This is a genomic window from Mesorhizobium sp. M2A.F.Ca.ET.039.01.1.1 (genome assembly GCF_003998035.1).
Taxonomy (GTDB): Bacteria; Pseudomonadota; Alphaproteobacteria; order Rhizobiales; family Rhizobiaceae; genus Mesorhizobium.
On the sequence record NZ_RZRY01000144.1, the window covers coordinates 1 to 11,521 of the forward strand.

Annotated in this window: 9 protein-coding genes; 6 read left to right on the forward strand and 3 right to left on the reverse strand. The window is 62.7% G+C overall.

Annotation, left to right across the window (positions count from 1 at the left end; translation table 11 throughout):
• Positions 1–448: 448 nt before the first annotated feature.
• On the reverse strand, positions 449–901 hold the full coding sequence (locus tag EOA24_RS13720; RefSeq protein WP_126080757.1) for a hypothetical protein: 453 nt from the start codon (positions 899–901) through the stop codon (positions 449–451).
• A gap of 236 nt (positions 902–1,137) precedes the next feature.
• A complete protein-coding gene (locus EOA24_RS13725) occupies positions 1,138–2,004 on the reverse strand; it encodes a hypothetical protein (RefSeq protein ID WP_126080758.1) in 867 nt (288 codons plus the stop codon).
• 369 nt (positions 2,005–2,373) lie between these two features.
• Here EOA24_RS13725 and glmM point away from each other — a divergent pair, with 369 nt between their 5' ends.
• From glmM to serA, 5 genes are all read left to right on the forward strand, one after another.
• The gene (gene glmM / locus EOA24_RS13730; RefSeq protein WP_126064006.1) at positions 2,374–3,726 is read left to right on the forward strand and encodes a phosphoglucosamine mutase; all 1,353 of its coding nucleotides are present in this window, start codon (positions 2,374–2,376) and stop codon (positions 3,724–3,726) included.
• Positions 3,727–3,945: 219 nt separating this feature from the next.
• A complete protein-coding gene (locus tag EOA24_RS13735; protein WP_126080759.1) occupies positions 3,946–4,764 on the forward strand; it encodes an outer membrane protein in 819 nt (272 codons plus the stop codon).
• A 196-nt stretch (positions 4,765–4,960) separates the two neighbouring features.
• Positions 4,961–5,740 (forward strand): outer membrane protein, encoded by a 780-nt coding sequence (locus tag EOA24_RS13740; protein WP_126080760.1) that lies wholly within the window; start codon positions 4,961–4,963, stop codon positions 5,738–5,740.
• Between the two features lie 192 nt (positions 5,741–5,932).
• The gene (locus tag EOA24_RS13745) at positions 5,933–7,108 is read left to right on the forward strand and encodes a phosphoserine transaminase (protein WP_126080761.1); all 1,176 of its coding nucleotides are present in this window, start codon (positions 5,933–5,935) and stop codon (positions 7,106–7,108) included.
• 66 nt (positions 7,109–7,174) lie between these two features.
• A complete protein-coding gene (gene serA / locus EOA24_RS13750) occupies positions 7,175–8,776 on the forward strand; it encodes a phosphoglycerate dehydrogenase (RefSeq protein WP_126080762.1) in 1,602 nt (533 codons plus the stop codon).
• A 93-nt stretch (positions 8,777–8,869) separates the two neighbouring features.
• Here the strand turns inward: serA and EOA24_RS13755 are convergent, their stop codons facing one another.
• Positions 8,870–9,769, reverse strand: coding sequence for a DMT family transporter (locus EOA24_RS13755; protein ID WP_126080763.1), 900 nt, complete (start codon positions 9,767–9,769; stop codon positions 8,870–8,872).
• A 296-nt stretch (positions 9,770–10,065) separates the two neighbouring features.
• Here EOA24_RS13755 and EOA24_RS13760 point away from each other — a divergent pair, with 296 nt between their 5' ends.
• Positions 10,066–11,364, forward strand: coding sequence for an adenylosuccinate synthase (locus EOA24_RS13760; RefSeq protein ID WP_126080764.1), 1,299 nt, complete (start codon positions 10,066–10,068; stop codon positions 11,362–11,364).
• Positions 11,365–11,521 lie beyond the last annotated feature (157 nt).

The following is an 11,521-nucleotide window of genomic DNA, read 5'->3' on the forward strand; positions in this document are numbered from 1 at the left end:
GTAAAGCGCATGCCCCGTTCCCTTTCTGAGTCTCGACAACCAGAAGGTAGACGGAAAATCCCCGTCTTACGGGGCATGCACATGCGGCATTTCGATTCACCCGAACCTTTCCCCGGACAGCCCTGCAAGGCGGGGGAGAGGTGGCCGCGAAGCGGACGGAGAGGGGCCTTCGCAGGGCGCTCCCCTCTCCGTCTCGGCTCGCCGAGCCACCTCTCCCCACTTTCGTGGGGCGAGGAACCTTCGTCCTGTGAGCGTCCAGTTCGTTCGCGCCCCCCTCTGTCCTGCCGGACATCTCCCCCACCAGGGGGGAGATTGGCCGTCACGCCGGCTTTCGCCAATCGCAAGCGTCGAAAGAAGGAAGACTCCGAAGCTGCCGATCTTTGATCGTTTTAAAGGAGCCGAGGACGTGACTTTTGAAGCTATCCAACAAAAGGAAGAGGCTAAGCGATCAGCTCTTCAGCCGCGCATTGCAGAGGCTGTAGTAGCCGCCGCCCTTCTGGATCCAACGAAGGCCGTTCAACGTACCCGCCTCCTTGTTGTCGTGGTAACCCTGCAGGCAGGTCTTCATCCGGGCCTTCGCGGGCGTTTCGGTGTTGAACTCGGCAGCGAGGGTGGTCGGGAATGTCACACCCGCCGGCGCCACAGTGGGGGTGACCGCCGCGCTGGTGTCTTTTTCTGCTGGCTCCGCGGTTTTGACCGAATCCGCGCTGACACTCTCCGCGGCGGACGTGGCGCATTTCTCCTTGCGGAAAGCGGCCCAGTCCATGCCGTTCAGAGTGCCGCCATCCTTGGCTGCCCGATAGGTCTCGCCACATTCCTTCATCGTCAGTGCGCTTGCCGGCGCGACATTCCAAGTGACCAATGCCGTCACAGCCAATGCCGCCAATTTCAAATTGAACATAAGACCCTCCTGATTGATGATAAGTTAGACGTCTTTTGTATACTGTTTGTTCCCTGTATGTTCAACCAGAATTTTGCGAGCTACCCATAAGCCTGGCGGTGGGCAGTGTGGGCAAATCGACGATGCCGGCAGTCCCGCCATATGCAGATAGAGCAAGGCCGCGGGCGTCTTCGCCTGTACAAAAAAGCCCACGCATCTTGCGATGCGCGGGCCTTTTCTCTTGAATAACTAGGCGATCAGCTCTTCAGCTTGGCATTGCAGAGGCTGTAGAAGCCGCCGCCCTTCTGGATCCACTTCAGGCCGTTCAGCGTATTGGCGTCCTTGTTGGCGTAGTACTGCTCGAGGCAGGTGTGCATGCGGCCCTTGCCCGGATTTTCGGTGGCGAATTTCGGCGAGATCGCCTTCGGGAAGCTCACGCCCTTTGGCGCTGCGACCGTCGGCTTCGCCGGCTCGCTGGTGTATGTGGCTTCGGTCGGAGCCGGCACGGTGTCGTCGTCATCGGCGCCGGCACCGCACTCCGCCTTGCGGAAGTCGTTCCACTTCATGCCGTTGAGCTTGTTGGCGGTCTTCGCGGTCTGGTACTTGGTGCTGCATTCCGCCATGGTCAGGCCCTTGCCGCCGGCGGCAGCCGCGGTCGAGGTCTTGGCCGGCTTGGTTTCGGCTGCAGGCGCGGTGGCAGCCGCGGCGGTTGCGCCCGGGCCGCACTCGGCCTTGCGGAAGTCATTCCACTTCATGCCGTTGAGCGTGCCGGCGGACTTTGCCGCCTGATACTTGGCGCTGCATTCCTTGGAGCTCAGGCCCTTGGCCGCGTCGTCGGCAGCGGCGGCTGTCTTTGCCTTCTTGGTCGTCTTGGTGTCGGCGGCCTTCGTGTCGGTCGCAGCCTTGGTATCGGTGGCCGCCTTGGTGTCGGTCGCGGCGGAAGCATCGCTGCCGCACTGCGCCTTGCGGAACTGGTTCCAGGTCTGGCCGGCAAGCGTTCCCGCATCCTTGGCCGCATTATACTTGGTGCTGCACTCGGCCATGGTCAGCGCGTTGGCCGGCGCCGCCATGAACAAGGTTGCGACGGCGAGACCCGTCAAAGCTGCAAGTCTATGAATAAGCATGGCGTTTTCTCCCTTGCTGCCGCCAATAGGTGTCCCTATGCCAAATCAATAGCTCTCAATGTCTGGTTGCGCCAGATGCATCCGGCGCGGGACCCGTCACAAAGTGTGTTGCTCCTGATAAGGGGATGAATTGCTTGCGGGTTCGCCGCCAGCGAAGCTTTGCCGGTGGACAGGGCGCTCCGAAAAGCCTCGTGTCGGCAGGTGTAGCGCCGCCAAGTCAAAGGTGGTGATAGGCTGTCGAACCACTTGCACCGACCGCGACAATGTTTTTCTAAGGATTGGTAATATACAATCACGAAATTTGATGATCGGATGCGGCCCAATTGTGGCAATACGGGCCCGCTGAAAACCGACGGGGACTGTAAGGATATGGCAGGTCAGTATTTCGGCACGGACGGTATTCGCGGACGCGCCAACAAATTTCCGATGACGGCCGAGGTCGCCATGCGCGTCGGCATGGCCGCCGGGCTTTCGTTCCAGCGTGGCAATCATCGTCACCGCGTCGTGCTCGGCAAGGATACGCGGCTTTCCGGCTACATGATCGAGAACGCCATGGTTGCCGGTCTGTGCGCCGCCGGCATGGACGTCTTCCTGCTCGGCCCGATACCGACGCCTGCCGTCGCCATGCTGGTGCGCTCGCTGCGCGCCGACATCGGCGTGATGATCTCGGCCTCGCACAACCCTTATTACGACAATGGCATCAAGCTGTTCGGTCCCGACGGCTACAAGCTCTCCGACGAGATCGAGGAGCGCATCGAAGGCATGCTCGACAAGGACATCGAGCTGGCGCTCGCCGATTCCGACGGGCTCGGCCGCGCCAAGCGCGTCGATGGCGTGCATGACCGGTATATCGAATTCGCCAAGCGCACGCTGCCCCGCTCGATGTCGCTCTCGGGCCTGCGGATCGTCGTCGATTGCGCGAACGGCGCCTCCTACAAGGTGGCTCCGGAGGCGCTGTGGGAGCTCGGCGCCGAGGTGGTGGCGATCAATGTCGAGCCGAACGGCTTCAACATCAACAAGGAATGCGGCTCGACCCATCCGGCCGGCCTGCAGAAGAAGGTGCATGAGGTGCGCGCCGACATCGGCATCGCGCTCGACGGCGATGCCGACCGCGTGGTCATCGTCGACGAGAACGGAGCGATCGTCGACGGCGACCAGATCATGGCGCTGATCGCCGAATCCTGGCACCAGAGCGGAAGGCTGGCCGGCGGCGGCGTCGTTTCCACCGTGATGTCCAATCTCGGCCTGGAGCGCTTCCTCGGCGATATGAAGCTGCAGCTGCATCGCACCAAGGTGGGCGACCGCTATGTCGTGGAGCATATGCGCGCGCATGGCTTGAATGTCGGCGGCGAGCAGTCCGGCCACATCGTGCTTTCCGACTTCTCGACCACGGGAGACGGTCTGGTCTCGGCGCTGCAGGTGCTCGCCTGCATCAAGCGGCAGAACCGCCCGGTCAGCGAATTGTCGAAGAAGTTCGAGCCGGTGCCGCAGCTTCTCAAGAACGTCCGCATCTCCGGCGGCAAGCCGCTGGAGGAAGCGCCGGTCAAGGCGGCGATCGAAGAAGGGCGCAACCGGCTCGGCACGTCCGGCCGCCTCGTCATCCGGCCATCCGGCACCGAGCCGCTGATCCGCGTCATGGCCGAGGGCGACGATCCGCAGCTGGTCGAGGCGGTTGTCAACGACATCGTGGGCATCCTCCAGGAAACGCGCAGCGCCGCCTGACAGAGAGATCGGGCCAAAGCTCTTCGCGCTTGGAAGCCCGCCGCCCGGCGGGCTTTTTTGTGCGCGCCCCCAACGGCCGGGCAACGGCATACCCTCTAAAATTGCATAGATTCGTGGTTAATCGGTACGGTTAAACGGCCTTTAACCTTTGCAATTCATTATCCACGCCGAGGTTCATCTTCGGGCGGTGTCGTCCCGAGGTCTCTTAGGGGTGACAGCATGTTCAATACAGCAAGAATGGCTTTGTTTGCCGCGTTGCTCGCGGGAGTGGCCGGACCGGCGCTCGCCGCCGACTTCGCGGAGCCGCCTCCGGTCGAGGAGGCGCCGCCGCCGGTTGTCGAGGCTCAACCGGTCGATGTCGGCGGTTGGTACATCCGCGGCGATATCGACTACCACTGGTCGAATTTGGACAGCATCGATTACATCACCTACGGCCCACCGCCCGGCACCAACGATTTCGATTTCGGCGACCTAAAGGGCGGGTTCTCGCTCGGCGCCGGCGTCGGCTACAAGATCAACGATTACTTGCGTACGGATCTGACTGCCGACTACTGGTTCAAGTCGGACTTCAACGGCCAGACCTCGGATCTGATCACGACATCGACCGAAGAGTCGAGCATGAGCGCTCTGCTTCTGCTTGCAAATGCCTATGTGGATATCGGCACGTGGAACGGCGTCACCCCTTATATCGGCGCTGGCATCGGTGGTGCGCATGTCAAGTGGGACACGGTCCATGACCCAAACACCACCGAAACCAACCCCGGGTCGTCCAACTGGCGCTTCGCCTACGCGCTTATGGCCGGCGCTTCCTACTGCCTCACGGACAAGGTCATCCTCGATGCCGGCTACCGCTTCACTCACATCGAGGGTGGGCGCATGTTCGAATTCGATACGACCAGCTCCGGACCGGGTTTCGACCACGGCATCAACACGCATGAAGTGCGCGGCGGTCTGCGCTATCAGTTCGGCGGCAATAATGGCTGCGCCGCGCCGGTGGTCGCCTATCAGCCTGAGCCGGAACCGATCTACACCAAGTAGAACTGGCGCATCCGAAGTTCGACCGCCCGGCATCAGCCGGGCGGTTTTCGTTTGTGCGCGGCGGGTGAAATTTCATCGAAATCAATTCGGTAACTCTCTGTTAGCCTTAACCGGCACTTAACCACTATGGTTAACAATGGCTGCTTGAAACGGCGCCCGCGTTCGCGGCTGGCGCCAATCTCGGGAGCCGGGGACCATGACATCCAGATCGCGTATCGCGTCAGCTCTTGCCGCAACCATCCTGTTGCCGATGACGCCGGCGCTCGCGGCCGACTACGATCCGCCGATCTATGTCGACCAGGCGCCGGACTACCAGCCGGTCGAGGTCGGCTCGGGCTGGTATCTGCGCGGGGACGTCGCCTATCTGCCGCAGGAGACCTTCGACAACGGGGATTTCACCTTCCCGTCAGCGATCGACAACGAAAGCTTCAGCGAGGGCGAGGACGCGTATTTCGCGAGCATCGGCTTCGGCTATCATTTCAACGATTACCTTCGCGCCGATCTCAACCTGGGCTATCTGCCCGGCAATCACGTCAGCGTAAGCTATGACGATTCAGCGGTCGCACCGGCGGGAACGGCGATCCTGGGCTCGGGAAATGTGAAGAACTACGCGTTCTCCGGTATTCTCAATGGTTATGTCGATCTGGGCACCTATGTCGGGATCACGCCCTATGTCGGCGCCGGCATTGGTTTGGTTCGGACGACAAGCAAGCTTTCGGCCTCATACACAGACAGCGCCGACTCCTCCAACGATTTCGTCCTGAGCAGCAACAAAAACCAATACTCGCTCGCCTATACGCTCAATGCGGGCCTTGCATACCAAGTGACCAAGAATGTTCTTGTCGACCTCGGCTACCAGTATTTCTCCGCCCCCAATGCGGAATATGTGGCCGCCGAGAGCCTGACCTCCTATCCCACCCGTAAGGGGATCAGCAACCACCAGATCAAATTCGGCCTGCGCTACGACCTCTGGTAAAGCGAAGCGGGTCACGAAATGCCACGGCGGGCCCAACGGCTCGCCGTTTTCATTTCGGGGCGCGCCGGGTGGAAGGGAATATCCCAACAACGACAAAAACTTTGCTCTTGACGCCGAAAGGCTGAAAGCATATCGCCGTCCGTGGGCCACCCCTCCCCAACGAGGGGCCACTATCTGGAAGGATAGACCACGATGACGACACCTACCAAGCCCGGACTCCGTCCGGCAAACCCCAATTTCTCCTCAGGTCCCTGCGCAAAACGTCCCGGCTGGTCGGCCGAGGCGCTCTCTAAGGCCGCGCTCGGACGCTCCCACCGCGCCAAGATCGGCAAGAGCAAGCTCGAACAGGCGATCGAGCTGACGCGCGACATCCTCAAGGTTCCCGCGAACTATCGCATCGGCATCGTGCCGGCGTCGGACACCGGCGCGGTCGAGATGGCGCTGTGGTCGCTGCTCGGCGAGCGCGGCGTCGACATGGTCGCCTGGGAGAGCTTCGGCTTCGGCTGGGTGACGGATGTCGTCAAGCAGCTCAAGCTCGCCGACGTGCGCAAGTTCGAGGCCGGCTACGGCCAACTGCCCGACCTCAAGCAGATCGATTTCGATCGCGACGTGGTCTTCACCTGGAACGGCACGACCTCGGGCGTGCGCGTGCCGAACGGCGATTTCATTCCCGCGGACCGCAAGGGCTTGACCATCTGCGACGCGACGTCGGCTGCCTTCGCGCAAAGGCTCGACTTTGAAAAACTCGATGTCGTCACCTTCTCCTGGCAGAAGGTGCTGGGCGGCGAAGGCGCGCACGGCATGCTGATCCTGTCGCCCCGCGCCGTCGAGCGGCTGGAGACCTACAAGCCAGCCTGGCCGCTGCCGAAGATCTTCCGCCTGACCTCGGGCGGCAAGCTGATCGAGGGCATCTTCAAGGGCGAGACCATCAACACGCCGTCGATGCTGTGCGTCGAGGATTATCTCGATGCGCTGCACTGGGCGAAGTCGATCGGCGGCTTGGAAGCGCTGATTGCCCGCGCCGACGCCAATGCCGCGGTGCTCGACCGGTTCGTTGGCAAGTCGTCGTGGCTCGGCCATCTGGCCGTCGATCCGGCAACGCGCTCGAACACGTCCGTGTGCCTGTCCTTCACCGATCCGGATATCGCGGCGCTCGATGCCGACGGTCAGGCGGCTTTCGCCAAGGGCCTCGTCTCGGCGCTCGACAAGGAAGGTGTCGCCTACGACATCGGCTCCTATCGCGACGCGCCGCCCGGGCTGCGCATCTGGTGCGGCGCCACCGTCGAGACCGCCGATCTCGAAGCGCTTCTGCCCTGGCTCGACTGGGCCTTCGCCGCGCAGAAGGCGTCGCTCAAGGCGGCGGCCTGAAATCCGTGGCGGCCTGCGGGCCGCCACCATTTCCCGACACATCCAATTCCCTTCAAGGAGGCCGTGATGGCGCCCCGCGTTCTCGTTTCGGATAAACTTTCAACCACCGCCGTGCAGGTCTTCAAGGATCGCGGCATCGAGGTCGACTACCTGCCCGACCTCGGCAAGGACAAGGAAAAGCTGCTCGAGGTGATCGACCAGTATGACGGCCTCGCCATCCGCTCGGCGACCAAGGTCACCGAGAAGCTGATCAATGCGGCAACCAGGCTCAAGGTCGTCGGCCGCGCCGGCATCGGCGTCGACAATGTCGATATCCCGGCCGCCAGCCGCAAGGGCATCATCGTGATGAACACGCCCTTCGGCAATTCGATCACCACGGCCGAGCATGCGGTGGCGATGATCTTCGCGCTGGCGCGGCAGATCCCGGAAGCCAATGCCTCGACCCATGCCGGAAAATGGGAAAAGAACCGCTTCATGGGCGTCGAGATCACTAGCAAGACGCTGGGCGTGATCGGGTGCGGCAATATCGGCTCGATCGTCGCCACGCGCGGCGTCGGATTGAAGATGCATGTGATCGCCTTCGACCCGTTCCTGTCGGACAGCCGCGCCGAGGAGCTCGGCGTCCAGAAGGTCGAGCTCGACGAGCTTTTCGCCCGCGCCGACTTCATCACGCTGCACACGCCGCTGACCGAGAAGACGCGCAACATCATCGACGCGGCCGCGATCGCCAAGATGAAGGACGGCGTGCGCATCATCAATTGCGCGCGCGGCGGCCTGGTCGTCGAGGCCGATCTGATCGCGGCGCTGAAGAGCGGCAAGGTGGCGGGCGCGGGCATCGACGTATTCGAGGTCGAGCCGGCGGAGAACAACCCGCTGTTCGGCATGGAGAATGTCGTGGCGACACCGCATCTCGGCGCCTCGACCACCGAGGCTCAGGAGAATGTCGCGCTGCAGGTCGCCGAGCAGATGAGCGACTATCTCATCAATGGCGCCGTCTCCAACGCCATCAACATGCCTTCGATCACCGCGGAGGAGGCGCCGCGGCTGAAACCGTTCGTCAAGCTCGCCGAGGTGCTCGGCGCCTTCGTCGGTCAGGTCACCGAGGATCCGATCAAGGAGGTCGAGATCCTGTTCGATGGCTCTACCGCGACGATGAACACCCGCGCGCTGGTGAGCGCCGCCCTTGCCGGCCTGATCCGGCCGCAGGTCTCCGACGTCAACATGGTGTCGGCGCCGATCATGGTGAAGGAGCGCGGCATCATCGTCGCCGAGGTCAAGCGCGACAAGTCGGGCGTGTTCGACGGCTATATCAAGCTGACGGTCAAGACCGAGCACATGACGCGCTCGATCGCCGGCACCTGCTTCTCCGACGGCAAGCCGCGCTTCATCCAGATCAAGGGCATCAATCTCGACGCCGAAGTCGGCCAGCACATGCTCTACACGACCAATGCCGACGCGCCTGGCATCATCGGCCTGCTCGGCACGGTGTGCGGCGAGAACGGCGTCAACATCGCCAATTTCCAGCTCGGCCGCAACCGGCCGGGCGGCGATGCCATCGCGCTGCTTTATCTCGACGCGCCGTTCCCGGAAAAGGTGCTGGAGCAGGTGCGCGCGCACAAGTCGATCGACTCGGCCAAGCGGCTGCGCTTCGACGTCGGCGCCGAGTGAACGTTGAAAATGAAGACGCCCCGCCTGCATCGTCAGGCGAGGCGTTGATAGTACAGCCATCGCCAACGGCTGCTTGACGCGTGGCGGGAGATATCATCCCGCCTGCAGTGCCGCTCTGCTGCCGCTGTATTCGGCAAGGGCAATGCCGCCGAGGACAAGAGCCAGCGCGAAGGCCTGATAGGGCTGAAACTGCTCGCCGACGATCAGCACCGAAAGCAGCGTGCCGAAGATCGGTACCAGGTTGATGAACAGCCCGGCGCGGTTGGCGCCGATCAGCTCGTTGCCCTTGATGTAGAGAACCTGCGAGACGACCGAGGCGCCGAGGGCCGTATAGAGGGTGAGCGCCCATCCGCTTGCGTCCGGCATGACGGCGCGGCCGGCCGCGACCTCCCAGATGACGAAGGGCAGGGAAATCAGCAGCGCGGCGATCGACAGCGCCAGCATGAAACTCTGCCAGCGGATTGCGGGCCTGAGGCGCAGCCCCACCGAATAGAGGCTGTAGCAAAGCACCGCCACAAGCATGATGGCGTCGCCGAAGTTGAGGTCGAGCTTCAAGAGCTGACCGAGGTCGCCATGGCTTGCGGTCAGCGCGACGCCGACGATGGTGAGCACGACGCCGACGATCTGCAGAGGCCGCACGCGCAGCCGGAAGAACATGAAATTGGCAAGGATGATGACGATCGGGATGGCCGCCTGCTCGATCGAGACGTTGATGGCGGTCGTGTAGTTGAGCGCGGTGTAGAAGATGACATTGAAGATGGTGAAGCCGCACGCGCCGAGGCCGGCAAGCAGTTTCCAGTGGCTGCGCACTTCGGGCCAGTCCTCACGCAGTGTCCGCCAGCCGACAGGCAGCAGGATCAGCACCGCCATCACCCAGCGCAGGAACACCAGCATCATCGGCGAGACATGGCCGACGGCAAGCTTGCCCGCGACCGAATTGCCGCCCCACAACAGCATGGTCGACAGCAGGAACAGATAGGCGGCTCGGTGCATAAGGGATCGGCCTGCAGGAATGTTCGCGGGGTTCAGGCCGCCTAGAGTGGCGGCGGCGGCAAGTAAATGATGCGAAAGCTGGAATTTGTTATGCCTGATCGGGACGAGGCTTCGCCGGCATCGTCATGCCGATCCAACTCCTGGAGCATGATCGGGTTCCGAAAGCCGGCTCCCGCTTTTCAAATCATGTTCCAGGGAAGGTTTCGGCGGCAAAGAAAGGGTCGCGCCGGCCGGCGCTTGACGCTATAGAGGCTGTCGTTTCAGGCCGCCCGCGCGGCATTTCAAGGGAAAAGAACATGGCCAATGTGGTGGTCGTCGGCTCGCAGTGGGGCGACGAAGGCAAGGGCAAGATCGTCGACTGGCTGTCGGAACGGGCCGACGTGGTCGTGCGCTTCCAGGGCGGCCACAATGCCGGCCATACGCTGGTCGTCGACGGCAAGGTCTACAAGCTGTCGCTGCTGCCCTCCGGCGTGGTCAGGCAGGGCAAGCTCTCGATCATCGGTAATGGCGTGGTGTTCGATCCGCATGCTTTCGTGGCCGAAGCCAAGAAGCTCAAGGACCAGGGCGTGGAGGTCACGCCGGAGCGCCTGAAAATAGCCGAAAACACCGCGCTTATCCTGTCGCTGCACCGGGAGCTGGATGGATTCCGCGAAGATGCCGCCTCGAATTCCGGGACCAAGATCGGCACGACCCGCCGCGGCATCGGTCCCGCCTATGAGGACAAGGTGGGCCGGCGCGCGGTGCGGGTGATGGATCTGGCGGATTTGGAAACGCTTCCTTTGAAGGTCGACAGGCTGCTGACGCACCACAATGCTCTGCGTCGCGGGCTCGGCCATCCGGAGGCGACGCATGAGGCGATCATGCAGGAGCTGACCTCGGTGGCCGGCGAGATCCTGCCTTACATGGACCGCGTCTGGAAGGTGCTCGACGACAAACGCCGCGCCGGCGAGCGCATCCTGTTCGAGGGAGCGCAGGGCACGCTGCTCGACATCGACCACGGCACCTATCCCTTCGTCACCTCGTCCAACACGGTCGCGGGGCAGGCAGCCGCCGGTTCCGGCGTCGGTCCGGGCGTCATCGGCTATGTGCTCGGCATCACCAAGGCCTACACGACGCGCGTCGGCGAGGGGCCGTTCCCGACCGAGCAGAAGAACGAGATCGGCGAGTTTCTCGGCACGCGCGGCCACGAGTTCGGCGTCGTCACCGGCCGCAAGCGCCGCTGCGGCTGGTTCGACGCCGTGCTGGTGCGCCAGGCCGTTGCCGTCAACGGCATCAAGGGCATTGCGCTCACCAAGCTCGACGTGCTCGACGGGCTGGACGAGATCAAGGTCTGCACCGGGTACAGGCTCGACGGAGAGACGATCGATTACCTGCCGGCCAGCCAGGGCGCGCAAGCGCGGGTCGAGCCCATCTACGAGACGCTCGAAGGCTGGAAGGGAACCACCGCCGGCGCCAGGAGCTGGAACGATTTGCCGGCGCAAGCCGTCAAATATGTCCGCTATATCGAGGAGCTGATCGGTGCCCCGGTGGCGCTGCTTTCCACCAGCCCCGAACGGGACGACACGATACTTGTGACCGATCCGTTTCAAGACTAGTTTCACAGCCCTTCCCGGCGTTACGGCTGATTTGCGGCCGGTGGGAAAAGAATGCAGGTCACCTGACGCATGGCAGATTTCATCGCCGTTCTGAAAAAGACGATCGACAATCTCAGCGAGAACACGCCGGAGATGCGGTCGAAGGTCTATGACAAGG

Coding starts and splice junctions, on each gene's coding strand:
- EOA24_RS13720 (WP_126080757.1), bottom strand. CDS start 901: ATGTTCAATTTGAAATTGGCGGCATTGGCTGTGACGGCATTGGTCACT.
- EOA24_RS13725 (WP_126080758.1), bottom strand. CDS start 2,004: ATGCTTATTCATAGACTTGCAGCTTTGACGGGTCTCGCCGTCGCAACC.
- glmM (WP_126064006.1), top strand. CDS start 2,374: ATGGCAGGTCAGTATTTCGGCACGGACGGTATTCGCGGACGCGCCAAC.
- EOA24_RS13735 (WP_126080759.1), top strand. CDS start 3,946: ATGTTCAATACAGCAAGAATGGCTTTGTTTGCCGCGTTGCTCGCGGGA.
- EOA24_RS13740 (WP_126080760.1), top strand. CDS start 4,961: ATGACATCCAGATCGCGTATCGCGTCAGCTCTTGCCGCAACCATCCTG.
- EOA24_RS13745 (WP_126080761.1), top strand. CDS start 5,933: ATGACGACACCTACCAAGCCCGGACTCCGTCCGGCAAACCCCAATTTC.
- serA (WP_126080762.1), top strand. CDS start 7,175: ATGGCGCCCCGCGTTCTCGTTTCGGATAAACTTTCAACCACCGCCGTG.
- EOA24_RS13755 (WP_126080763.1), bottom strand. CDS start 9,769: ATGCACCGAGCCGCCTATCTGTTCCTGCTGTCGACCATGCTGTTGTGG.
- EOA24_RS13760 (WP_126080764.1), top strand. CDS start 10,066: ATGGCCAATGTGGTGGTCGTCGGCTCGCAGTGGGGCGACGAAGGCAAG.